The sequence below is a fragment of the Pseudarthrobacter sp. TE3704 genome (assembly GCF_056279405.1).
In genome coordinates this window covers 721,747-745,199 of the sequence record NZ_JBWCCJ010000001.1, presented here as the reverse complement: position 1 = coordinate 745,199, position 23,453 = coordinate 721,747, and the positions used below count along the sequence as shown (strand labels likewise).

Genomic DNA, 23,453 nt, shown 5'->3' with positions numbered 1-23,453 from the left:
CCTTCCCAGCAGCACAGCACCAGCACTATGCAAGGAGCACCCATGTCAGAGCTGACACTCAACAACGGCGTCACCATCCCCCAGCTTGGCCTCGGCGTTTTCCAGGTCCCGCCCGAGGACACCCAGCGGATCGTGGAGGACGCCCTTGAAGCAGGCTACCGCCACATTGATACCGCCGCCGGCTACCGGAACGAGGCAGGGGTGGGCGCGGCGATTGCCGCTACCGGCATCCCGCGTGAGGACATCTTTGTCACCACCAAGCTCCGGAACGGCGAGCAGGGCCGGGCGCAGGAGGCCTTCCAGAACAGCCGCAAGGCGCTGGGCCTGGACTTCGTGGACCTTTACCTCATCCACTGGCCGGTCCCCTCGCAGGGCCTGTACGTCCAGGCCTGGAAGGAGATGGAGCGGCTTTACGAGAACAACCAGATCCGGGCCATCGGAGTCTCCAACTTCCTGTCCGAGCACCTGGACACCCTGCTTGAGTCCGCCGAGATCGTCCCCGCCGTCAACCAGATTGAACTGCACCCGAGCTACCAGCAGGCGGACCTGGCAGCAAAATGCCGGAGCCTGGGCATCGAGGTGGAGGCTTACAGTCCGCTGGGCCGGGGTGCGGACCTCAACGGAAACGCCGTCACCACCGTCGCGAATGCGCACAACGCCACCACCGCCCAGGTAGTGCTCGCATGGCACCTCGCCACCGGCAACATCGTTATCCCGAAGTCTGTCGATCCGGCCCGCATCCGGGAAAACTTCGCGGCCTCGTCACTCACGCTTTCCGGCGAGGAGCTCGCGGTCATCACCGCCCTCGAATCGGGGGCACGCCTCGGTTCCGATCCCGCCGTCGCCTCCTTCAGCCAGCTTTAGCCGGTTTCGGGAAGCTCAGCCACCGGCTCGGCAGGCAGTACCACCGAAAGGATCCAACAAATGCAGTACACCCATCTGGGCCGTTCCGGCCTGAAAGTCTCCCGACTCTGCCTGGGCACCATGAACTTCGGGCCGCAGACCGATGAGGCGGACGCCCACAGCATCATGGATTCCGCCCATGACAACGGCATCAATTTCTTCGATACCGCCAACGTCTACGGCGGTGCCGGGCACCGTGGATGGACCGAGGAAATCATCGGACGCTGGTTTGCCAAGGGCGGCGAGCGCCGTGAACACACGGTGCTGGCCACCAAGCTTTACGGCACCATGACGGACCGCCCCAATGAATCCAAGCTGTCCGCGCTCAATATCCGCCGCGCCCTGGATGCCAGCCTCAAGCGGCTGCAGACGGACTACATCGACGTCTACCAGTTCCACCACATCGACCGGGACACCCCCTGGGACGAGATCTGGCAGGCCATCGAAGTAGCCGTGCAGCAGGGCAAGATCCTGTACTCCGGCAGCAGCAACTTTGCCGGCTGGCACATTGCCCAGGCGCAGGAAGCGGCCCGCCGGCGGCACTACACCGGACTGGTCAGCGAACAGTCCATCTACAACCTGTTCATGCGCCAGGTGGAGCTCGAGGTTATCCCGGCCGCGCAGCAGTACGGCCTCGGTCTTATTCCGTGGTCCCCGCTGCAGGGCGGGCTTCTGGGCGGGGTGCTGAAGAAGGAGCGCGACGGCGTCCGCCGCACCGAGGGACGGGCAGCGGAGACGCTGAAGAAGCATGAGGAGCAGATCCGCCAATACGAGGACTTTGCAGACGAACTGGGGCACGAACCCGGAGACGTGGCCCTGGCCTGGCTGCTGCACCAGCCTGCGATCACGGCTCCCATTGTGGGTCCGCGGACGCAGGAACAGCTGGACGCCGCCATCCGCGCCCTTGGTGTCACCCTGGACGCGGATGCCCTCAAACGGCTGGACGACATCTTCCCCGGGCACCGGACGGCCCCGGAAGACTACGCGTGGTAGACCCGCTGCATGAAGCCGATACGGTGGCGCCGAGGACAATCCTGTTTCTCGGCGGCACCGGGGTCATCAGCACAGCGGCAGCCGAACGGGCCGTCGCGCTGGGCCACCGGCTGACCATCCTCAACCGGGGCCGGTCCACGCGGCCTGTCCCGAAAGGGGTGGAGGTCCTGGCCGCCGACGTCCGTGACGCAGCCTCCGTCCGGGACGTGCTGGGCGGGCGGGAGTTCGACGCCGTCGCCGACTTTATTGCCTACACTCCGGATCAGGCGCAGGCCAGCCTGGACCTGTTCAGGGGCCGGACGGGGCAGTACGTCTTCATCAGCTCCGCTTCGGCCTACCAAAAGCCGCCCTCCCGCCTGCCGATCCGGGAGTCCACCCCGCTGAAGAATCCCTTCTGGCAATATTCGCGGGACAAGATCGCCTGCGAGGAACTGCTCTACCGGGCCTACCGGGAGGAGGACTTTCCACTCACGGTGGTGCGTCCCTCGCACACCTACGACCGCACCAAGATCGCCATGGTGGGCGGCTGGACGGACATCCACCGGATGCGCTCCGGGCTGCCGGTCCTGGTGCACGGCGACGGCACATCCCTCTGGACGCTCACCCACAGCCGCGACTTCGCCAAGGCTTTCGTGGGGCTGCTCGGCAGGCCGCAGGCGGTGGGTGAGAGCTACACCATCACCTCGGACGAGTACTTGCCCTGGAACCAGATTTACCGGCTGTTCGCGTGGGCCGCGGGCACCCCTGAGCCTGACCTCGTCCACGTTGCGTCCGAAACCATCGCTGCGCACAGCCCTGAACTTGGCTGCAACCTGCTCGGCGACCGGTCCCATTCGGTGATTTTCGATAACACCAAGATCAAATCCTTGGTTCCGGATTACACGGCCACCATCCCCTTCGCGGACGGTGCACGCGAGATTGTCCGTTGGTATGACGCCAACCCCGGACTGCAGGTGGTGGACCGGAGCTACATGGACCTCAGCGACCGCCTTACCGGGTGGGCACGCAAGGGCGTCTAACGGCGGCGCCGTGCTTGGTTTCCGGCGTTTCTACAACGTTCTAAATACCCTCTTCGAGCAACTCTTGCAAGGGCTTGTTTTGTGCCCTCCCCCCACTCTAAGTTACTGGGGAAGCGTTTTCCCGTCTCACGATTGAAAGGATTCATCGATGAATCCCCACAGGACTCCCCTGCGCCTCCTCTCGGTAGGGGCCGTCGGCCTCGCACTGACCATTGGCTGCCTCGCTGCCCCTGCATCCGCCGTCGGACCCTCGGCCAAGCCCGCCAGCCCCGCCGTCCAGCTGGACCACCTCGACCGTGGACTGGTGGCCGCCGGAACGTCCGAGGGCGTCTTCCTGAGCTGGCGCCTCCTGGGGCATGAAGCCACCGGGTCCTCAGCCACCGGCCTTACCGGGACCGACTTCACCGTGTACCGCGACGGCCAGAAGCTCGTCACCGTCACCGACAGCACCAACTACCTGGACCCCGCTGGAACCGCAGCGTCGCAGTACCAGGTGCGGGCCGTCGTCGGGGGCGTTGAACTGGACCGCAGCGCAACCGCCACATCCTGGGGCGGCAACTTCAAGGACATCCCGCTGAAGAAGCCGGCCGACGGTGTCACGCCGTCCGGGCAGGCCTACACCTACGCGGCCAACGACGCGTCGGTGGGCGACGTGGACGGTGACGGCCAGTACGAGTTCATCGTCAAATGGGACCCGAACAACTCCAAGGACGTCTCACAGGTGGGCTACACGGGCAACACCTACGTGGACACCTACAAAGCGGACGGCACACTCCTGCACCGGATCGACCTGGGCGTGAACATCCGCTCCGGCGCGCATTACACGCAACTGCTGGTCAACGATTTCGACGGCGACGGGCGCGCCGAGATGATGATGAAGACCGCACCGGGAACCAAGAGCACCAACTACAACGCGGACGGCAGCATCGCCTCCAGCGCGTTCATCACCCTGCTGCAGTCCGACGTCGACGCCGGCTACGCCAACACGGACGACTACCGGATGAGCGCGGCGGACTACTACCAGCACATGGTCAAGACGTTCCAGGGCTGGACCGAGCACCCGGAGGTCAAGGCCGGCAACTGGCCCGCCACGCTGGAGGAGGCGTTCGGCATCGCTCCCCAGTACCAATACCCGCTGTCCAAGGCCGACGCGGAGGCGCTGGCCAACCACTTCATGGACGCCTATGCCCCCTCGCGCAGCGCCCGGAACAACCTGCGCGCCTTCGAGGGCTTCATCGTGTCCGGGCCGGAGTACCTCACCGTCTTCGAGGGTGCCACCGGCAAGGAGCTGAAGACAGTAGCCTACGAGCCCGGCAGGCACGACGACGGGTTGATGTGGGGCGACTACGCCATGGGCCGCATCGAGCCTGGCAACCGCGTGGACCGGTTCCTCGCCGGCGTCGCCTACCTCGACGGCAAGAAGCCAGCGGCGGTCTTCGCCCGGGGCTACTACACCCGCACCACCCTGGCCACCTACACCTGGGACGGCACCGACCTCTCTCCCGTGTGGAACATCGACTCGGGCTGGACACCCATGACCAACCCGTTCAACGATTCGCCGCACGGCCGCGATGGAACCGATCCGGAGTACGGGAAGCTCACCACACAGGGCTTCCACTCGCTGAGCGCGTCGGACGTGGACGGCGACGGCAAGCAGGAGATCGTCTACGGCTCCGCAACGATCGACGACGACGGCTCGCTGCTGTACAGCTCGTTCGGCACACTGCCCACCGGCAGCGCCGCGCCCGGCGAAGCGGCGCGGCTGGGCCACGGCGATGCGATGCACGTGACGGACATCGATCCGGCACGGCCCGGCAAGGAGATCTTCACGGTCCACGAGGGCGCCACCTACGCGCCCTACGGCTACGCCATGCGCGACGCCGCCAACGGCGAAGTGCTGTTCGGTGACTACTCTGGCAAGGACACCGGCCGCGGCATGATCGGCGATGTGGATCCGGCCGTACCCGGCATCGAGAACTGGGCCATCGGCATGCAGTCCGCCGACGGCGACAAGCTCTCCACCACCGGGCCCGGCACCAACATGAGCATCAAGTGGGCGGCGGACATGACCACCCAGATCATCAACGGCTCCGGCGACCAGACTCCCACCATCGACGACTGGAAGCGCGGCCGGCTGTTGACCGCGGACGGCACCCGAACCAACAACGGCACCAAGGGCACGCCTAGCCTGGTGGCGGACGTGGTGGGCGACTGGCGCGAGGAAATGCTCGTCCGCACTGCCGACAGTTCCGCCCTGCGGATGTACATGAGCACGGAAGTGACCAGCCACAAGCTGTACACACTGATGCACGATCCGCAGTACCGCGCCGAGGTTGCCCGGCAGAACACCACCTACAACCAGCCGTCGTACACCGACTTCTATTTCGCCTCGGATATGGACTTCGCCAATGTCCCCCTGCGCGCGGCATGGCTGCCGGGCAGCGTCAAGGCACTGGAGCACGTCCTGGAGGACCTCGTGGATTCGGGTGATGTTGCGGGACCGGTAGCCAGCCAGTTGGCTGCCAGCGTCCAGCAGGCAGCCAAGGCGGTGGAGGATGGCGACGCCGGCAAGGCCGCCCGGACCGTCCAGCGCTTTGTGGACTTCCTTGCCCAGCAGAAGGGCCCGGACCAGGTATCGGACACTGCCCGGGTGGTGCTGAACCACAATGCGGAGAATATTCTCCGGGCTTTTGGGGGCTAGGACGCCCTCTACGGGAGAGACTGTTCAAATGACACTTGCACCGCTCATCAAACTCAATGACGGATACTCCATCCCGCAGCTGGGTCTTGGCACCTGGCCGCTGGATGACGATCAGGCGGCCACCGCCGTCGTGCAGGCCTTGGAAGCCGGCTACCGGCATATCGATACCGCCGTGAAGTACGGCAATGAACGCGGTGTCGGCAACGGCATCCGCGCCAGCGGCACGGACCGCAGCGAGCTCTTCATCACCACCAAGCTGGACGGCCAGTTCCAGGGCAACGACAGGGCGGTGGAGGGCCTGGAGGGCTCGCTGAAGCGGCTTGGGCTGGAGTACGTGGACCTGCTGCTGATCCACTGGCCCCTGCCTGCGCGGGATGAGTACATCTCCACGTGGAAAACATTCGAACGGCTGCAAGCGGAGGGCAAAGTCCGGTCCATCGGGGTCTCAAACTTCAAGCCTGCCCACCTGGAACGGCTTATGGCGGAGACCGACGTGGTCCCTGCGGTCAACCAGATTCAGCTCACTCCGGCCATTACGCGGGGCCCCGAGCGGGAGTTCCATGAAAAGCATGGGATTGTCACGGAGTCCTACAGCCCGCTGGGCGGATCCGGGGCAGGCCTGCTGGGTGCTCCCATCCTGTCGCAGCTGGCCGAAAAGCACGGAAAAACACCCGGTCAGCTGGTCCTGAGATGGCACATTCAGCATGGACTTGTAACGATTCCGAAAACTGCTGATCCGGACCGGATGAGGGAGAACCTGGACATCTTTGATTTCGCCCTGGATCCGCAGGATCTCGCGGAATTGTCCATCCTCGACGAGGGTCCCGGGGCCGGCAATGATTCCGACGTAACCGGGCACTAAAACAGGCCTGAAGTGCGCTTTTTGTTATCTTCGGGGTTGGCAAAGAGATAGTAAGCATGATTACTATTGATGCAGAAGGATGAAGTGCTTCCGGGATCCGGAGGCCTCCTTTACTTAGGAAGAGGAACGAAAAATGGGATTTATTGCATTTCTGATTCTCGGACTTATTGCTGGTGCGATCGCTAAGGCGATCCTTCCGGGTCGTCAGGGTGGCGGCTGGCTCATCACCCTCGTGCTCGGCGTCGTTGGGGCCCTCCTCGGCGGCTGGATCGGCGGCATGATCTTTGGCACCGGACTGCAGGAGTTCTTCTCCCTGCAGACGTGGCTGCTGGCCATCGGTGGCGCACTCATCGTGCTGCTGGTGTACGGCATGATCACCAAGCGCAGCGTGCGCGGCTAACACGGCGCGCAAGCCAGGAAACCGGCCTGGGGACCACAATCCCCCAGGCCGGTTTTCACTTTCCCGGCCACGAGGCCGGAACTGAAAACCTTCTCACGGAGCAGGAGTTCATCGTGAAAAACAAACTTCTTTTGGGCGTTGGAATTGCCGCGGGCTACGTCCTCGGATCGCGGTCCGGCCGCGCCGCTTACGACAAGCTCAAGGCGCGGGCAGCGGGCATCTGGGACAGCAAGCCTGTCCAGGACAAAGTGGCTGTTGCCACCGAAGCCATCAAGGAAAAGGCACCCGATGTTGCTGACCAGCTGACCGAGGCGGCACGCCGGGCAGGCACCGTCATTGGCTCTGCCATGCACCGTGACAGCTCCCCGGGCGGCGCCAAGTCCACCACCTCCGACGACGCCACTTCCGCGGGTGCCTCCGGTACCGGTGCTGCTGGTACTTCGGGTACATCGGGCGGGTTCGGCACGTCGGGCACTGCCGGCACTACGGATACGCTCGGGACGTCAGCCACCCTTGGCACGTCGGGCACCCTTGGCACGTCCGCCGGGACTACCGGTGCGGCCGGGACCTCCGGAACGCTCAGCGACGACAGCGAGCTTGGCGAGGACCACATCCCCGCCCACAGCACCCACCCGGAAACAACCAACTTGGGCACCTCCGGTGAAGCTGGCTCCAAGCCTTAGCTGACGCCACGGCTTCCGTTTCATGACGCGGAAGCTTTTCTTGACACGGGGGCTGCGGGAACTCTGTGTTACAACTGAATCGCATTGCTGGCCGTCGCGATCCTTGGGGGACGCGGCGGCCGGCGGCGTTTCCGCTGACTGGGCGCGGGTTTCCAGTCCTCAGGCCCCCAGTTCAGCAGCACCGAAAGATACGCTGAACTGCACGCACCATAAATCCACTGACCGGTATTTTGAGAGGTCCACTCCGGCGGGTATCTCATAAACCTGGTTACCTTGGTTTCCCTTGATGAGGCCCAGATCGTAATACTCGGCAGAGCCTGCGGTGAACCACCCGTCCGTCCCCTCCACCACATGGGCCGCGCTTAACCAGACGTGCACATCGGGCCCGTTTGAGGTGTCGAGGTTTTCCAGCGTAAGGAAGCGGGAACCATCCGGCTGCTGGACGATACGGACCGTGCCCGTCGTCGTGTGTTCGTGGCTGATCAGCGTGCCCACCGCGAGTTGCTTTGGGCCGGAAGGCGTTGACGGCTCCGGGGTAGCGTCAGCAGAGCCACCCGGCGCTGTGGCACGTGGCATCTGTTCGGCGGGAGTTGGAGTCCCGGCAGGCGCGCTGGCGACGATCGGGAGCTGCTCATCCACCCGCACATCCACGAAGAGGAGCCAGGGCTTGAACACCACAAGCCCAATCACCAGGCCCAGGCCGGCGACTGCTGCTGCAAGCGCCCACAGCCGCTTACGGCCAGGACTATCGGTTCTGCGCATGCCTTCATGGTCCGCGCAATGGTTTATTGAAGCAATGAGGGCCCGGGGTTTAACCAGGAGTTTCAGACGATCCCACCAACAGATTTATAGACCCCGCTGCTCTCGCAATCCTGTCGGTTCTGGTGAAGTAACGGAGGGATGACAGCGATGCATCCGGTTTTCCACATAGCGGTTTTGGGCACGCTGTTTTGTCAGTGGTAGCTGGCAGAGTTGTCCCATGGAGGCCATTGGGGAGCAGCTTGCGGAGTTCGGCAGTCCCGCCGTCGCGCTCCCGCGGGTTCTCCGGGCTGCCGGTGGTTCCCTGCATGACGGGTACGACGGCGACGCCCCGCTGAGGATGCCCGGGCGCCTTCACGCCGTCCCGGCAAAGCCGGCCGCTGACATTCCTGTTCCTGACGCACACCCCTGCCCCGGCGCCGGCCCGACTGCATCCGAACCTGACCCCGGCAGCGCTGCACCTGAATCCAAAACCGCCCCTTTTTCGGCATCCGCTGGCACCGGGACGGGCAGGTCACCGATTGCACCCGATCCCACCCCTGCACCCATCGTCGAGGATCCGGTTGGCTTGGCCGGGATCGGAAGGCTGCTGGTGGAAGCTGCTGTTGCCGCCCAAGATGAGCTGGCCCGGACGGACTATGTTTCAGCGGCCAATTTCGCCGGGCAGGTCGAGGACCTTTCCCGGACCGTGGAATACCTGCAACTGCTCGCCACCTCCACCGTGGACCGGACCCGGACCCAGGCCATCACCGCCGCGGACACCGCCCGCACCAGCCAGGCCAGGGCGGGCCGACTTGGGCGACCGGGCCGGGGCTGGGTAACCGGCTGGGACGCCAACGGCGTCGAGACCCTCAACGAGACCGACGCGAACTGGCCCGCCCCCACAACCGACGCCCCAACACCTCATCAGTCCACACCCGCAGCCGGGATCGACCGCCCTGTGCTGACCTCTTCGGTGGTAACAGCATCAGTGGTGACGTCGCCGGCTGACGATGGGTGCAGGAACACCGCCGAGTTCCTCCGGCTCCGGCTGAGGATCCCCCTGCGCGAAGCCCGCCGCCGCCTCACCCTCGCCCACCACACCCTGCCCCGCACCAGCCTCACCGGCGAACCCCTCCCGCCGGCACGCGAACACCTCACCACAGCCCTCACCCCCACCAACACCACCGGCGAACCCGCCCACACCACCACTGATCCGGGCATGATCACAGGGCCGGTGCTCTCCTCACACGCCGCGACCATCATCACCGCCACCCTGGACCGGCTCCAGCACCACACCACCCCCGACACCCTCGACCGGATCGAACAGCACCTCACCACCACCGCCGCGAGCGCCGACCCCGACTTCCTCACCCGCCTGGCCCAGCGCTGGAGCGACACCATCGACGCCGACGGCACCGAACCCACCGAAGAAGCCCTCCGCCACACCCAAGGCGCGTTCATCCGCAAACCACGCCACGGCCTGCACCGCGTCGAGATCTTCGCCACCACCGACCAATACGAACACCTCCTCACCGTGATGAACACCGCCACCAACCCCCGCACCGCCACTCCCAACACCAGCACCACAAACCCCGACCTCGACCCCGACCCCGACCCCGACGAACGCACGAACCCGGGGCGGGAGGCCAGCGTGGACCTGGGCCGGGAAATCGGCGTGGACCTGGAACGCCGCACCCGGGCACAGCAACAACTCGACGGTCTCGTCTCCGCCGTCAAAGCAGCCCTCACCACCAACACCCTGCCCACCACCGGCGGCAACCGCCCCCAAATCATCGCCACCATCAACTACCAAGACCTCCTCCCCCACCACCCCAACCCCGACCACAACCCCTGGCCAACCACAGACACAGCCACCAGCACGGAGACGGGCACCGGTGCAGGGGCCATCGGCACGGAAACAGGCGGCAGCGAAACCGCGGCCGGAAACGGGGCAGGTACTCACAGCGGGGCTGGGGCCGGGACGGGGGCGTTCGTGTTCACCGGACCCGTCGCCGCCACTACCCTGCGCAAAATCGCCTGCGACGCCGACATCATCCCCGCACTCCTGGGCACCAACGGCGAAATCCTCGACCTCGGCCGCAAAACACGCCTCTTCACCCCCGCCCAACGCCTCGCCCTCACCGCCCGCGACCAAGGCTGCACCTTCCCCAACTGCACCATCCCCGCACCCTGGTGCGAAGCCCACCACATCACCTACTGGTCACACGGCGGACCAACCACCACCACCAACGGCGCCCTCCTCTGCACACACCACCACCACCTCATCCACAAAGAACAATGGACCATCACCACCACCCACGGCACCCCAACATTCATCCCCCCACCCCACATCGACCCCACCCAAAAACCCCAACAAAACCACTACTTCAAACCCCCACCACCACCCCGCCCCACCCCAGGGAATAAAAGGGGGGAGCCCGAAGGAGCAGCCGAGTGATGTCACGCGCCGAAGCAGGTGACTGATCCGCAGACCGCCCACGCTTGCATGGAGGCACGGCACCGGAATTGTCTCAACTGGCGGCGGTCATGGGCCCATGCGTAATCGTTGTCCCGGGGAGTTCAACTCCAACCGATGCCGCTCCTTGGATAGGTGCGACCCGAGGCCCCTCGTTGAATAGGCGGAGGACGTCCGGAGGACATGTACCGAGCCCTGCCGGGAGGGAACCCCTCGGAACTAGCGCGGCAGTGCTCCGGCAAAGTCAGGCAGCACCCCGACAACAACCGTGCCGTCCAACTCCTCCGAGCGGACGATCCTTACGGTGAAGCCCGCAGCAGACACAATCGAGGCGGTTGCCAAGGCCTGCTGCTCGCTCGTTTCGATGAGCAGATGACCTGCAGGACCAAGCCAGTCGGGAGCAGCAGCGGCCACACGCCGGTGGACGTCGAGACCGTCCGCACCACCGTCAAGGGAGAGTCTTGACTCATGGAGCCGGGCTTCCGGCGGCATGGTCCGGATGGCCCTGGTGGGAACATACGGCGCGTTGACGGCGAGCACTTGCACGCGGCCGCGGAGCAGCAGTGGGAGTGCGCCGAAGAGATCGCCCTCGTGTACGTGGCCGCCCATAGGCTCGACGTTTCCTCTGGCACAACGGACAGCGATGGGGTCGATGTCTGCCGCGTGCAGCTCGAGCCTCGGGACACGCATTGCAAGCGCAGCGGCCACTGCCCCGGACCCGCAGCAGAGGTCCAGCACCACACGGGCTTGCGAAGCACCAGCGGCCTTGAGAATTAGGGCAGCCTCGTTCACCAGCAGCTCGGTTCTGCGGCGCGGCACAAAAACACCCGGTTCCACCTTGATGCGCCGGCCGGCGAACTCGGCCCAGCCCAGGATGTACTCCAGCGGGATGCCAGCCGCCCGGCGCCGGACATCGCCCTCCAGTTCCACGGCGTCGGAAGCCTCAGCTATGAGGAGTTCCGCCTCCTCCTCGGCGAAAACGCAGCCGGCCCGTCGCAGTTCGGAAACGACTCGGGCAAAAGTAGGGGAAACGGTTGATGATTCAGGAGCCGGCATGGAACGCCCTTTCGGTGAGCCGATGGGCACCCGCACGTGATCTAGGCCAAGCGGCGGACCGGACAGCGGTGCAAGGGTGAACCCGAAACTGGTACAGCGGTCATCGGACTCGCCTCCTTCTGCCGTGGCTGGAAATTCCATGCTAACGGACGCCGGGTTGCACCCGAAGGAAGCAGAATTGTTGGCAGGATGGACCCATGACCTCCGCCACGGACAACACCATCATCTGGACCGGCACCTACACCCCGGATGGAGGTGGCCGGGCCGAGGGCATCGGCGCCCTCCGCACATACCAGGACGGCAGCCTTGAATGGCTGGGCACCGCCGTGGCTGCGCAGTCGCCGTCGTTCGTTGCCGTGCACCCCACGATTCCCGTTGTGTACGCCGTGGCGGAGCAACGGAAGATGGTGCAGGCGTACCGCAGGGCTGGAGAATTTGGCCTTGAGCCCCAAGGGGCACCGCAGCCGGCTGGCGAGGCCACCTGCCATGTTGCCGTTGACCCGCAAGGCCGCTTCGTCACCGCCGCCTGCTGGGGCGACGGCCAGGTCCTTCTCTATGAGCTGGATTCCGACGGCGGCATAACAGGGCGCTTCCCCGCCCCACCATCGGCGGACCCGCACGCCAGCCTTTCTCCCGGCGAACCACGGCAAAGCCGGGCCCATGCGAGCCTGATGCTCCAGGATGGACGCATCATGACCACCGATCTGGGCCATGACACCCTACGCATCTGGAACTACGTGCCCGGCACAGGCCTCGTCGCGGACCACGAAGTGGCCCTCCCTTTCGGCAGCGGCCCCCGCCACCTGGTGCAGCACTCCAGCGGCAGCGTCTTTGTGGTCTCCGAGTACTCCGTGGAGGTCTTCATCGTCCGGCCCGAAGCGGGCACCTTCGAACTTGTTTTCCGGGGCCCGGCCACATCGGGCGGCAGCCAGCAGGGCGACTCCGCGGCCGAGATCTGCCTCAGCCAGAACGGCAACTACGCCTATGCCGGCGTCCGCGGCACCAACATCATCAGCACCTTGGAAGTCGGCTCCGGCGGCACCGAGTTGCTGCCTGTAAAGGACACACCCAGCGGCGGCGACTGGCCCCGTCATCACCTGGTGCGGGGAACGCGGCTCCATGTAGCCCATGAACGCTCGGACAACATTGCCACGTTCGTCCTGGACCCGATCACCGGACTGCCCGGTCCCGTGATCCACGATGTCGCCGCGCCATCGCCAACCGCGTTGGTGCCCGCGGGGTGATCCCTGACGGGCACGGTCGTAGTGCGGGCGGCTGAAGTCCCGGCGCCTGAAGCCCCGACGCCCGGATAAGTGCCTGACGGGGGGCTTCCGGGAACTGGGATCTTAGGGGGAAGTGCCATTACCTAAACGCTGGAGTTATCCGGTGCAAGCGCTTACAGTTGTGACGTGGTTCACAAGTCTGCATTCTGTCTTGTGCACCCGGCATCCTCGCCGCACAACCTTGCCACCGCAAGCCTGTACAGCAGCGCCGCTCTCCAGGAAGGTCTCAACCTTGATATTCCGCACCCCATCCAGCGCGCCCCCGTGCGCAAAAACGACAGCACACCATACCGGAACTCCAGCGCGCACAGCCGCTTTCCGGTCGGCAGCAGGGCTCCTCGCAGCAGCTGTCGCCGTTTCGGCCGCAGTAATTCCCGCCCAGGCCGCCCCCGGTAAAAAGGACCCGGGTTCGGTAGCCGCGGCCCACTCACTCCGTGCCCCTGTCACTGACGAAAACTTCTACTTTGTCATGGCGGACCGGTTCAGCAACGGCAGCACAGCAAACGATCAGGGCGGCCTCGGCTCCGATCCCATGGTGTCGGGTTTTGATCCAACCAAAAAGGGCTTCTACAACGGAGGAGACCTCGCAGGCCTCCTGGACAAGATCGACTACATCCAGGGCCTGGGCACCACCTCCATCTGGCTTACCCCCAGTTTCAAGAACAAGGCCGTCCAGCCGGAGGACAAGTCCGCCGGCTACCACGGCTACTGGATCACCGACTTCACCCAGATCGATCCGCACCTGGGCACCAATGCAGAACTCAAGACCCTCATCGATGAGGCCCACGCCCGCGGCATGAAGGTGTACTTCGACATCATCACCAACCACACTGCAGACGTCATCGGTTACGAGGACGCCGATGGGAAAGGCGCGCGCAAGGGCTACACGTCCAAGGATGCAGAGCCCTATAGAACCGCGGACGGCGAGGAATTCGATGACCGTGACTTCGCAGGCTCAGGCAGCTTTCCGAAGCTCGACCCCGCGACGTCCTTCCCCTACGTTCCTGTCCTGCAACCGGGCGAAGAGGACCTCAAAGTTCCGGACTGGCTGAACGATCCCACGCTTTACCACAACCGCGGCGACACCACCTTTGCAGGCGAGGACGCTTACTACGGCGACTTCTTCGGCCTGGATGACCTCTTCACCGAGCACCCCACCGTGGTGGACGGCATGAAGGAGATCTACATGTCGTGGATCCGCGACTTCGGCGTGGACGGCTTCCGGATCGACACCATGAAGCACGTCAACAACGAGTTCTGGCAGGAATTCGGCCCGGACGTCCTCAACTATGCCAAGGAACAGGGCAAGGACGAGTTCTTTATGTTCGGCGAGGTCTTCGACACCAGCAAGAGCTTCACCTCGCAGTTCACCACACGGAACCAAATGCAGGCAGTGCTCGACTTCCCGTTCCAGGACGCCGCCCGCAACTTCGCCTCGAAGAGCCAGGACACGAAGAGCCTGGAGACCTTCTTTGCCGGCGACGACTGGTACACCGACGCCGATTCCAACGTCTACCAGCTGCCCACCTTCCTGGGAAACCACGACATGGGCCGCATTGGCAGCTTCATCGCCACGGACAACCCAGGGTCAACCGACGCCGAGCAGGTGGCCCGCGACCGGCTGGCCCATGAGCTGATGTTCTTCTCGCGCGGCAACCCCGTGATCTACTACGGTGACGAGCAGGGCTTCACCGGCCCCGGCGGGGACCAGGACGCCCGGCAGACGCTGTTCGCCAGCCAGGTTCCGGAGTACCTCGACGACGACCTGCTGGGAACCAACGCCACCCACGCGACGGACAACTTCGACACTAGCCACCCTCTGTACGCCAAGATCAGTGAGCTGGCTGCCCTGACAAAGGAGCATCCCGCGCTGCGGGACGGCGCCCACCAGCACCGCTACGCATCCGAGGGTGCCGGAATTTATGCCTTCTCCCGGACGGACGCCGAAGACCTGCGCGAGTATGTGGTGGCACTGAACAACAGTGAGCAGGCCCAGACAGCGGAGGTCCCCACCTACATCGCCAAGCGCAACTACACCCGCGTGTACGGTAATGGGGCAGAGGAAGCCAAGACCTCCGCAGACGGAAAGCTGACGGTCACCGTCCCGCCGCTTTCCGCCGTGGTGTACCAGTCCTCAGGCAGGATCCCGCACTCAAAGGACGCTCCCGCCGTCGTCCTCCAGGAGCCGGCGGCGGCGCCCGGTGACAACGGGCGCGTCAAGGTGACGGCCGACGTCGGCGGTTCCTCGTTCTACGAGGTCACCTTCGAAGCGAAGAAGGCAGGCGGGGACTGGCAGGCGATCGGCACCGACGACACGGCGCCCTACCAGGTGTTCCACGATGTCGCGGACCTGAACGCCGGCACTGCTGTGGAGTACCGCGCCACCGTGCTGGACAACGGCGGACACACGGCCACGAGCCAGCCGCGCACGGCAAGCGTTCCAGCCCCGTTGCTGACCCTGCAGAAGCCCGTGGAAGGCAGCAGCGCCAAGGGCACGGTGGAACTCAGCGCCACCGCCGACCCGGAGAAGGCCAGCCATGTGGTGTCCTTCGAGCGCAGCGTGGGCGGCGGCGAGTGGACTGCCGTCGGCACCGACGATTCGTCGCCCGTCTACTCGGTAACAGATGACGTGTCCGGGCTGGCGGACGGCATCACTGTGCGGTACCGCGCCTCCATGACAGGAGCCGGTTTCAACGTGGTCAGCGACGTGCGGACCGTGACAGTGGGTGACGCGCCGCAGCCGGACTCTGTGACGGTGGCCGGATCCATGAACCAGCTGATGGGCTGTACCGAACCGTGGCAGCCATCCTGTACACAGGCCATGCTGAAGCTGGACCCCGCGGACAAGATCTGGCGCCTGACGGTGGAGGACCTGCCGAAGGGACAGTACGAGTACAAGGCCGCGCTCAACGGCACCTGGGATGTGAGTTACGGAGCCGGCGGCTCCGCCGGCGGAGGGGACATCCTGCTTGACCACCCGGGGGGCACAGTGACGTTCCGCTATGACAACAGCACGCATGTCATCAGTGCTGTGTATGCATCCCAGCAGCCCTCAGCGGTGGCCGTGGCGGGCAGCCTCAACACGGCATTGGGCTGCGCAACGGACTGGGAGCCCAGCTGCGACCAGGCCCAGCTCACCCTGGACCCGGCTGATCTCGTGTGGAAACTGACCGTCGGGAACCTTCCTGCGGGCAGTTACGAGTTCAAGGCAGCCCTGAACCGTAACTGGGACGTCAGCTACGGCGCAGGCGGGGTGTCCCCCGGCGCCAACATTCCGTATGAGCACGACGGCGGACCAGTCACCTTCCGCTACGACCACTTCAACCACATCATCACGGCGGGTTAGCTAACCGGAACAGCAGTAACGTAGGCCCGCTTCTACAAGCAACGCGGGGTCAGTTGAGGCCGCTCCGAGGCATCGGATCGGGCGAAAAGTGACTCCGCGTTGCTGTGTGTCCTCGCTGCCGGCCTATGGGTGCAGGGCCTCCTCCACCGCCGCGAGGAGCGTGTTGAACCGCGCGTTGGCGGGAAGGTCGTCAAGGAACACTGGCCTGCCGTCCGGTCCACCCAGGGGAACCTGCCAGTTCGGGTAAAGGGCTTCCGTGGTTCCGGGCTGGTTCTGCACGCGACGCTCCCCCACCGCATCCACGAGGGCCACACCAAGCAATACCGACGGCGTCTGGGTCAACAGCAGGTGCAAAGCTTCGATGGTCTGCTCTTCCGACGCGGAAGGTCCGCCGCCGGGCCCCCCGGCGCCGCCGTCGGGCAGGTAGCCCCGTTCCCGCAGCAGGGCGAGCATTTTCTCGAGGGACGCGTTGTGCTCGGCACGCTCCTCCGCTTCGGAACGTTCCAGCAGGCCAAGCCGGCTTCGCAGGGCCACATGGTCCCCGGCGAGGTATCCGGCGGTGGGCGGCAGGTCGTGCGTATTGACGCTGGCGAGCGCCTGCGTGCGGTACTTTTCGGGCGCGAGGGGCGAATCGCCGTCGTACTCAAACCAGAGGATAGACGTGCCCATGATGCCGCGCGCGGCAAGGTAGTCCCGCACCCACGGCTCGAACGTGCCCAGGTCCTCGCCGATTACCACGGCGCCGGCGCGGTGGGCTTCGAGTGCGAGGATGCCAATCAGTGCCTCGTGGTCGTAGCGGACGTAGGCACCGTCGCCGGGGGCATTGCCCACCGGGATCCACCAGAGCCGGAACAGGCCCAGGATGTGGTCCACGCGGATGCCGCCCGCATGCCGCAGCACCGTGGCCAGCATGTTCCTGAACGGCGCATAGCCGGCCTCGGCCAGGCGGGCAGGATGCCATGGCGGCTGGCCCCAGTCCTGGCCCTGCTGGTTGTACATATCCGGCGGTGCCCCAACGCTGGTGGCGGGAGCCAGCACCTCTTGCAGAGTCCAGGCGTCGGCGCTGCTGTGGTCCACACCAACGGCCAGGTCATGGACCACACCGAGGCGCATTCCCGCGCGCAGTGCGGTCCGTTGGGCGTCTTCAAGCTGCTCGTCGCAGATCCACTGCAGCCAGCGGTGAAAGCCAATCCTGTCAGCGAGTTTTTCACGGAGGGCTTCGGCCTCCGGAGTGCCCAGGGCGCAGGCGGGATCCTTCCACAGCGGATCATCCGGGGCGAGGTCCTCGCGGATGGCGGACCAGAGCGCAAAGTCGTCCAGGCCACTGCCCGAAATCCGGCAGAAGTCATCAAAGGCGGCTTGCCGGGCCGGCGACCGGCGGGTGTGGTACAGCAGTTCGAGGGCCTGCAGCTTGGCGGCATAGACCGCGTCCCGGTCCAGCCGGTTGGCGTCCCTGTTCAAGCCGGCCACCTCCTCATGGAGCCGCTCCACCAGGGCGCGCTTGCGGGGTTTGAGGTAGGCCAATTCCGGAATGGCTTCGATGCGGATGTACAGCGGGTTGAAGAACCGCCGGGTGGACGGCGAGTACGGCGAGGGCTGGACGGGCGGCACCGGTTCGGCAGCATGCAGCGGGTTGACCAGCACATAGTCGGCACCCCGGGCACCGCTCAGCGCGGCCAGGTCAGCCAGGTCCGCGAAGTCGCCGATCCCCCACGACCGCTTGGACCGCACCGAATACAGCTGCGTTGCGAGGCCCCAGCCGCGCCGTTTTTCCAATGCTTTGGCAGTTTCCAGCTTCGCGGGAACCACCACCAGGGTGGTCGACGCGCTGGTGCTTTCGGATTCGGCGTGAAGCGTGTGCCAGCCCAGCGGCAAGTCCTGGGGCAGGGCAAATGTGGCGCGCCCGACGGACACGCCGTCCACGTCGCGGGGCTGCATCCAGACATCCTGCTGCACAGCTTTCCGGGTGCCCGCCCCTCCTTCGAGCGTGATGGTGAGGTACGCCGTGGCACCCTCCCGCACATGGACCGGAACCTGCGCGGGTTCACCCTGCTGGATCACGACGGCGGGAGGCAGCATCCGCCGCCAGGGCGCCAGCTCCGCTTCCGCAAGGGCTGCCTGGATCTGCTGGTTCGTGTGGGCCTGGACGCCAAGGGCAGCCAGGACCTTGATGAGCGTTTCTTCGGCAACGGCATGGGGCAGCCCGTCCCAGCCCTGGAACGAGGTGCCCACTCCGTGCGCGTCGGCCAGCTGTTGGAGAAGGTGGGGGTCCACGGATCCAGGTGCTTCAGCATCATGGGCAGCACTTCCGCGGGCACCGGCAGGACCATTCGGTGGCTCCGCCGGCATCCCTGGCCGTGGTGCTTGCTGCTGGTCTGAAGCCGTCATGCGTGTCCGCCTCGTCTGGTGTGATGGGCCCGAACTTACAGTGCTGCTTGTTGTACCGGCGTTTGCACCCCGCGCACAACCGTTGGTTCAGATTATTGCAGGGCGGCACGGAGACGAAACCGGGGCGCTTCACACCCGGGCTTTCAGCCCTCGTGCCGTAACCTTCCGCTGCGCCTAGCCGGCGTCCGGCGCGGGCCCGGTAGTTCTGCGGATCATCAGCGTCGGCTGGACCAGTGCGGCTTGGGGCTCCTGGCGTCCTTCGATCCGCTCCACCAGGAATTTCGTGGCCAGAGTGCCCATTTCGAACCCGGACTGGTCCACGGTGGTGAGGGCAACCTGTGGAAGAGATGCAGCACGGGCGTTGTCGTAGCCCACCACCGAAAAATTCTCCGGAATGGGCAGACCCAGCTCGAAGAACCGGGCAAGCACACCGAACGCTGCCATGTCGGTTCCGGTATGCACGGCAGTAGGCGGAGTGTCGCGCTTGAGCATCAGGTCAACGGCTGCGGCGCCGCCTTCGTGGTTCCACCGCGATTCGATCACATCCACCTCCTTCTCCAGGCCGTTGCGCACCATTGCCTGAACGTAGCCTTCGGCACGAACCGACTGCGGCATGGTGCTCTCGTTCTTCTCCCGGCCGACGTGCTTCAGGTGCGCAATCCGGCGGTGGCCAAGGGAGACCAGATGGTCAACAATCAGGGCACTGCCGGCGATGTCGTCACTGGCAACCGTGTCATAACCCTGGCCCGGGCCGTGGCGCCCGAGCACCACGGTGGGGGTGCTTCCGGCGATTCTCTCCAGCTCTTGCTCGGGGCCGAACGGGGCAATCAGTACCAGCCCATCCATTTTCCTGTCCAGCATGGCATCGATCATCTGCTGTTGCTGGGCCAGCCCCATATCCGCCTCGCCGATGAACACCTGGTAGCCGCGGCTCTCCGCTTCAGCACGGATGCCTTCAATCAGGACGGTGACGAACGTATTGGAGAGATCCACGACGAAGACGCCCAGGGTGAAGCTCCTGCCGCGCATGCCGCGCGCCAGGGCCGAGGGGCGGTACCCCAAGGCTTCCATCGACTCCTCGACGCGCTTTTTCATAACGTCGCTCACGCCGTACGCGCCGCGGAGGACCTTGGAGACAGCAGCACGCGAGACACCCGCGTGCTCGGCAACATCACTGATAGTTGCCCGCTTCTGCTGCCCGTCCACAACGTCCCCATCCGATTGGCTTCTAAAGAAATTGTAGACTGATCTACGAAAATCCCTTGCGCCTCGGACGTGGCGTGGCTTACATTAAAAACGTAGACCGATCTACAAGAATTCCCGGCAGTCATTCCGCAGTACCTCGACCACATTGACTGCTTTGAAACGTTCCACAGGACCTGTAGGGGCCTGCGGCTTTACGAGGAGGTAAAGATGAACACCACCCCTAAACGGCGCTGGCCCGTCATTGCCGGAAGCGTCACGGCAGCAGCACTGATCCTCACCGGATGCTCCGCCGGCGGAGGCGAAAGCAGCGATGCCAAGACCATCACCTGGCTTGTCGACAACACCGAGAACACCATCACCTACGCGGAGAAGCTCGCCGAGGACTTCAACGCAGCCAACCCGGACATCAAGGTCGAAATTGAAACCCGGCCCCAGGGCGGCGACGGGGACAACATCGTCAAGACGAAGCTGGCCACCGGCGATATGGCCGATGTGTTCTCTTACAACACCGGATCGCTGTTCCAGCAAATCAACCCGGAGCAGAACCTGGTGCCCCTTACCAGCGAGCCGTACATGGATAACGTGTCGGATTCCTTCAAACCGGTAGTCACGTCCGGCAGCGAGGTCTATGGCGTTCCCGTGGGAACCGGCTCGGCCGGCGGCGTCATGTACAACAAGAAGGTCTACGAACAGCTGGGCCTCTCCGTTCCCAAGACCTGGGACGAATTCATGGAGAACAGCCGGAAGATCAAGGACGCCGGTATCGATCCGATCATCCAGACGTACCAGACCACGTGGACGTCCCAGCTGTTCGTCCTGGGCGACTTTGCCAACGTTGCCGCGGCCAATCCCACCTTTGCGGAGGACTACACGGCGAACAAGGTCAAGTACGCTACCGATCCCGCCGCAATCAAGGGCTTTGAACACCAGGAGGAAGCCTTCAAGGCCGGCCTTTTCAATGAAGACTTCGCCTCTGCGACCTATGCCCAGGGCCTCGAGAAGCTGGTCAACGGGGAAGGCGCCCATTACCCGATCCTCAGCTTCGCGCTGCCCGAGATCCAGGTCAGTTACCCGGACAAAATCAATGACCTGGGTATCTTCCCGCTTCCCAGTGACGACGCATCCAAGAACCCGTTGACCGTCTGGCTGCCCGGCGGCGTTTACCTGCCCAAGTCCACCCAGAACGTGGAGGAAGCCAAGAAGTTCCTGGCCTTCATTGCCAGCAAGGATGGCTGCGATTCCCAAACCGAAGCCGTGGGCGCAAACGGCCCCTACCTGGTGGAGGGGTGCGACCTGCCCGATGATGTCCCCGCTGCGGTGAAGGACATGCTGCCGTTCTTCGAGGACGAGAGCAGGAACAGCCCCGCCCTCGAGTTCCTTTCCCCCGTCAAGGGCCCGGCCCTGGAACAGATCACCGTCGAGGTGGGTTCGGGCATCCGCTCGGCCAAGGACGGTGCCGCCCTCTACGACGAGGACGTCAAGAAGCAGGCCCAGCAGCTGAACCTGCCCGGCTGGAACTGACCTCCGCCACCAACCCTGCCGTCCGGGCCGCACCCCGGCCCGGACGGCAACTGGAGATACTGACATGACAACCAACACCACTGTCGCCGCTCCTGCCGGGCGGACCCTGGCAGCCGCGGCACCCAAGAGGCGCCAGCGCAAGTCGTCCTACCCCTACTGGTTCTACCTGCCGGCCGCGCTCGTCTACACAACCCTGTTCCTGGTTCCGACCTTTGCCTCGTTCTTCTTCAGCTTCACGCGCTGGAACCTGACCGAATTCACGTGGATCGGCATGGACAACTTCGTCCAGTTCTTCTCGGAACCGGCGCTCCTCAAAGGCCTGACCAACACCTTCATCTACGGCGTGGTGACCTCCACCCTGAAGGTGGTCCTCGGAATGCTGCTGGCGGTGCTCCTCACCTCGCAGATTATTGCCCGCGGCTACCTCCGTTCCGTGATCTTCTTCCCCGTCCTGCTCAGCAGCATCGGCGTCGGCATTGTCTTCACCGTGCTGATGGACCCCTCCCGGGGCATGATCAACGAAGCGCTCGCCGTCGTCGGCATCGAGGGCCCGAAGTGGCTCACGGACCCTGCCTGGGCGCTGATGTCGGTGGCCTTCGTGGACGTCTGGAAGGGCGTTGGCCTCGCGACCGTCATCTTCATCGCAGGCATCGTGTCCATTCCGCAGGAGTATTTCGAGGCCGCCAAAGTTGACGGCGCCAGCTCGTCCAAGAGCTTCTGGAATATCACCGTACCGCTGGCCCGTCCCGCAACCGCAACCGTCATCATCCTGTCCCTGATCGGCGGGCTGCGTTCCTTCGACCTGATCTGGGCCATGACCAAGGGCGGCCCCGGCTTCACCTCGGACGTCATCGCCTCGGTGATCTACAAGCAATACCAGGCGGGCTTCTACGGGCTCTCCACCGCCGGCAACGTTGTTCTGTTTTTGATTGTCACGGCCGTCATCGTGCCCCTGTCCATGATCCTGAACCGCAAGGAGGTAGAGGCATGACCGCCGCCCTTAAGCGCTATGGCGTGGGAATCCTGGCCATCGCCGTCACCGTGGTGCTGTTTGTCATTCCGCTGCTCTTTATGGCTTTGACCGCCATGAAGGACCGCCGGGAAGCCAACAAGCTCGAATTTTCCTGGCCCACCAACTTCGCCCTGATCGAAAACTTCCAGGAAGTCCTCTCCGCCCGCAGGTTCATGCTGGTCACGGCCTTCATCAACAGCACCATCCTCACCGTCGCCAGCGTAGCCATCATGGTGATCCTGGCCGCCATGGTTGCCTGGGTCCTGCAGCGGCGACGCAGCCGCTGGAATCCGCTGATCAACTTCCTGATCCTGTCCGGCCTGATCATCCCGCCTGCCGTGGTGCCCACCATCTGGGTCCTCCAGGGACTGGGACTGTTCAAGACCCTGCCCGGCCTGATCCTAATCGAAGTGGCGTTTGGTTTGTCGTTCTGCATCATGCTGTTCCGGGCGTTCATCTCCATCATTCCCCGTGAACTCGACGAGGCCGCGGTCATCGACGGGTGCGGGCCCGTGCGGCTCTTCTTCCGGGTGATCTTCCCGCTGCTGCGCTCGGTGATCGTCACGGTGATCGTGGTGCAGTCCGTGGCCGTCTTCAACGACTTCCAGCACCCGCTCTATTTCCTGCCCGGCGATGCCAACGCCACGGTCCAGCTGACCCTGTTCAACTTCCAGAGCCAGTTCACCACCGCCTACAACCTGCTCTTCATGAACATCCTGCTGATCACCATCCCGCCGCTGGTCATGTACCTGTTCTTCAACCGCCAGATCGTGGCCGGCATGACCGCCGGCGCCGTCAAGGGCTAGGACCCCCGGCACCCTTACACCAACTCCCGCGCGGGGTCCTGCCCCGCGCCCCACGTT

The 23,453-nt window shown here is 64.6% G+C and carries 17 protein-coding genes; 13 read left to right on the top strand and 4 right to left on the bottom strand.

Going from position 1 to position 23,453, the window contains the following annotated elements:
* The first annotated feature begins 42 nt into the window (after positions 1–42).
* The 7 genes from ACZ9BC_RS03485 to ACZ9BC_RS03455 all read left to right on the top strand — a co-directional run bounded on the left by ACZ9BC_RS03485 (position 43) and on the right by ACZ9BC_RS03455 (position 7,561).
* Positions 43–864, top strand: coding sequence for an aldo/keto reductase (locus ACZ9BC_RS03485; protein ID WP_476244738.1), 822 nt, complete (start codon positions 43–45; stop codon positions 862–864).
* Between the two features lie 60 nt (positions 865–924).
* Positions 925–1,896, top strand: a complete 972-nt coding sequence (locus ACZ9BC_RS03480) for an aldo/keto reductase (RefSeq protein ID WP_476244737.1) — start codon at positions 925–927, stop codon at positions 1,894–1,896.
* Positions 1,890–2,915: an SDR family oxidoreductase gene (locus tag ACZ9BC_RS03475; protein WP_476244736.1), complete on the top strand. Its 1,026-nt coding sequence runs from the start codon at positions 1,890–1,892 to the stop codon at positions 2,913–2,915. Before ACZ9BC_RS03480 ends, ACZ9BC_RS03475 begins: the two co-directional genes overlap by 7 nt.
* Before the next feature lie 148 nt (positions 2,916–3,063).
* A complete protein-coding gene (locus tag ACZ9BC_RS03470; RefSeq protein WP_476244735.1) occupies positions 3,064–5,616 on the top strand; it encodes a rhamnogalacturonan lyase in 2,553 nt (850 codons plus the stop codon).
* Between the two features lie 28 nt (positions 5,617–5,644).
* Positions 5,645–6,478: an aldo/keto reductase gene (locus tag ACZ9BC_RS03465; protein ID WP_476244734.1), complete on the top strand. Its 834-nt coding sequence runs from the start codon at positions 5,645–5,647 to the stop codon at positions 6,476–6,478.
* A 133-nt stretch (positions 6,479–6,611) separates the two neighbouring features.
* Positions 6,612–6,878, top strand: a complete 267-nt coding sequence (locus ACZ9BC_RS03460) for a GlsB/YeaQ/YmgE family stress response membrane protein (RefSeq protein WP_079598656.1) — start codon at positions 6,612–6,614, stop codon at positions 6,876–6,878.
* 113 nt (positions 6,879–6,991) lie between these two features.
* Positions 6,992–7,561, top strand: coding sequence for a hypothetical protein (locus ACZ9BC_RS03455; RefSeq protein ID WP_476244733.1), 570 nt, complete (start codon positions 6,992–6,994; stop codon positions 7,559–7,561).
* Between the two features lie 159 nt (positions 7,562–7,720).
* On the opposite strand, the gene ACZ9BC_RS03450 is transcribed toward ACZ9BC_RS03455, so the two are convergent.
* On the bottom strand, positions 7,721–8,323 hold the full coding sequence (locus ACZ9BC_RS03450; protein WP_476244732.1) for a DM13 domain-containing protein: 603 nt from the start codon (positions 8,321–8,323) through the stop codon (positions 7,721–7,723).
* A gap of 217 nt (positions 8,324–8,540) precedes the next feature.
* Here ACZ9BC_RS03450 and ACZ9BC_RS03445 point away from each other — a divergent pair, with 217 nt between their 5' ends.
* On the top strand, positions 8,541–10,760 hold the full coding sequence (locus tag ACZ9BC_RS03445; protein ID WP_476244731.1) for an HNH endonuclease signature motif containing protein: 2,220 nt from the start codon (positions 8,541–8,543) through the stop codon (positions 10,758–10,760).
* A 237-nt stretch (positions 10,761–10,997) separates the two neighbouring features.
* Here ACZ9BC_RS03445 and ACZ9BC_RS03440 read toward each other — a convergent pair whose 3' ends face one another.
* On the bottom strand, positions 10,998–11,834 hold the full coding sequence (locus ACZ9BC_RS03440) for a putative protein N(5)-glutamine methyltransferase (RefSeq protein WP_476244730.1): 837 nt from the start codon (positions 11,832–11,834) through the stop codon (positions 10,998–11,000).
* Positions 11,835–12,031: 197 nt separating this feature from the next.
* Here ACZ9BC_RS03440 and ACZ9BC_RS03435 point away from each other — a divergent pair, with 197 nt between their 5' ends.
* Both ACZ9BC_RS03435 and ACZ9BC_RS03430 read left to right on the top strand, forming a co-directional pair.
* A complete protein-coding gene (locus ACZ9BC_RS03435; RefSeq protein ID WP_476244729.1) occupies positions 12,032–13,078 on the top strand; it encodes a lactonase family protein in 1,047 nt (348 codons plus the stop codon).
* 508 nt (positions 13,079–13,586) lie between these two features.
* Positions 13,587–16,463: an alpha-amylase family glycosyl hydrolase gene (locus ACZ9BC_RS03430; protein ID WP_476244728.1), complete on the top strand. Its 2,877-nt coding sequence runs from the start codon at positions 13,587–13,589 to the stop codon at positions 16,461–16,463.
* Between the two features lie 123 nt (positions 16,464–16,586).
* On the opposite strand, the gene malQ is transcribed toward ACZ9BC_RS03430, so the two are convergent.
* The gene (malQ, locus tag ACZ9BC_RS03425; protein ID WP_476244727.1) at positions 16,587–18,851 is read right to left on the bottom strand and encodes a 4-alpha-glucanotransferase; all 2,265 of its coding nucleotides are present in this window, start codon (positions 18,849–18,851) and stop codon (positions 16,587–16,589) included.
* 174 nt (positions 18,852–19,025) lie between these two features.
* Complete coding sequence (locus ACZ9BC_RS03420) at positions 19,026–20,057, bottom strand: LacI family DNA-binding transcriptional regulator (RefSeq protein ID WP_476244726.1); 1,032 nt, start codon at positions 20,055–20,057, stop codon at positions 19,026–19,028.
* A 207-nt stretch (positions 20,058–20,264) separates the two neighbouring features.
* On the opposite strand from ACZ9BC_RS03420, the gene ACZ9BC_RS03415 reads away from it, so the two are divergent.
* The 3 genes from ACZ9BC_RS03415 to ACZ9BC_RS03405 all read left to right on the top strand — a co-directional run bounded on the left by ACZ9BC_RS03415 (position 20,265) and on the right by ACZ9BC_RS03405 (position 23,396).
* Complete coding sequence (locus ACZ9BC_RS03415) at positions 20,265–21,578, top strand: ABC transporter substrate-binding protein (protein WP_476244725.1); 1,314 nt, start codon at positions 20,265–20,267, stop codon at positions 21,576–21,578.
* A 64-nt stretch (positions 21,579–21,642) separates the two neighbouring features.
* On the top strand, positions 21,643–22,569 hold the full coding sequence (locus ACZ9BC_RS03410) for a carbohydrate ABC transporter permease (RefSeq protein ID WP_476244724.1): 927 nt from the start codon (positions 21,643–21,645) through the stop codon (positions 22,567–22,569).
* Positions 22,566–23,396: a carbohydrate ABC transporter permease gene (locus ACZ9BC_RS03405; protein ID WP_476244723.1), complete on the top strand. Its 831-nt coding sequence runs from the start codon at positions 22,566–22,568 to the stop codon at positions 23,394–23,396. The genes ACZ9BC_RS03410 and ACZ9BC_RS03405 overlap by 4 nt, the downstream gene beginning before the upstream one ends.
* The last annotated feature ends 57 nt before the right edge of the window (positions 23,397–23,453 follow it).

What these genes read in the sequence shown, in the direction of transcription:
- ACZ9BC_RS03485 (WP_476244738.1), top strand. Translation starts at nt 43, where the DNA reads ATGTCAGAGCTGACACTCAACAACGGCGTCACCATCCCCCAGCTTGGC.
- ACZ9BC_RS03480 (WP_476244737.1), top strand. Translation starts at nt 925, where the DNA reads ATGCAGTACACCCATCTGGGCCGTTCCGGCCTGAAAGTCTCCCGACTC.
- ACZ9BC_RS03470 (WP_476244735.1), top strand. Translation starts at nt 3,064, where the DNA reads ATGAATCCCCACAGGACTCCCCTGCGCCTCCTCTCGGTAGGGGCCGTC.
- ACZ9BC_RS03465 (WP_476244734.1), top strand. Translation starts at nt 5,645, where the DNA reads ATGACACTTGCACCGCTCATCAAACTCAATGACGGATACTCCATCCCG.
- ACZ9BC_RS03460 (WP_079598656.1), top strand. Translation starts at nt 6,612, where the DNA reads ATGGGATTTATTGCATTTCTGATTCTCGGACTTATTGCTGGTGCGATC.
- ACZ9BC_RS03450 (WP_476244732.1), bottom strand. Translation starts at nt 8,323, where the DNA reads ATGCGCAGAACCGATAGTCCTGGCCGTAAGCGGCTGTGGGCGCTTGCA.
- ACZ9BC_RS03445 (WP_476244731.1), top strand. Translation starts at nt 8,541, where the DNA reads ATGGAGGCCATTGGGGAGCAGCTTGCGGAGTTCGGCAGTCCCGCCGTC.
- ACZ9BC_RS03440 (WP_476244730.1), bottom strand. Translation starts at nt 11,834, where the DNA reads ATGCCGGCTCCTGAATCATCAACCGTTTCCCCTACTTTTGCCCGAGTC.
- ACZ9BC_RS03435 (WP_476244729.1), top strand. Translation starts at nt 12,032, where the DNA reads ATGACCTCCGCCACGGACAACACCATCATCTGGACCGGCACCTACACC.
- ACZ9BC_RS03430 (WP_476244728.1), top strand. Translation starts at nt 13,587, where the DNA reads ATGGCGGACCGGTTCAGCAACGGCAGCACAGCAAACGATCAGGGCGGC.
- malQ (WP_476244727.1), bottom strand. Translation starts at nt 18,851, where the DNA reads ATGACGGCTTCAGACCAGCAGCAAGCACCACGGCCAGGGATGCCGGCG.
- ACZ9BC_RS03415 (WP_476244725.1), top strand. Translation starts at nt 20,265, where the DNA reads ATGAACACCACCCCTAAACGGCGCTGGCCCGTCATTGCCGGAAGCGTC.
- ACZ9BC_RS03410 (WP_476244724.1), top strand. Translation starts at nt 21,643, where the DNA reads ATGACAACCAACACCACTGTCGCCGCTCCTGCCGGGCGGACCCTGGCA.
- ACZ9BC_RS03405 (WP_476244723.1), top strand. Translation starts at nt 22,566, where the DNA reads ATGACCGCCGCCCTTAAGCGCTATGGCGTGGGAATCCTGGCCATCGCC.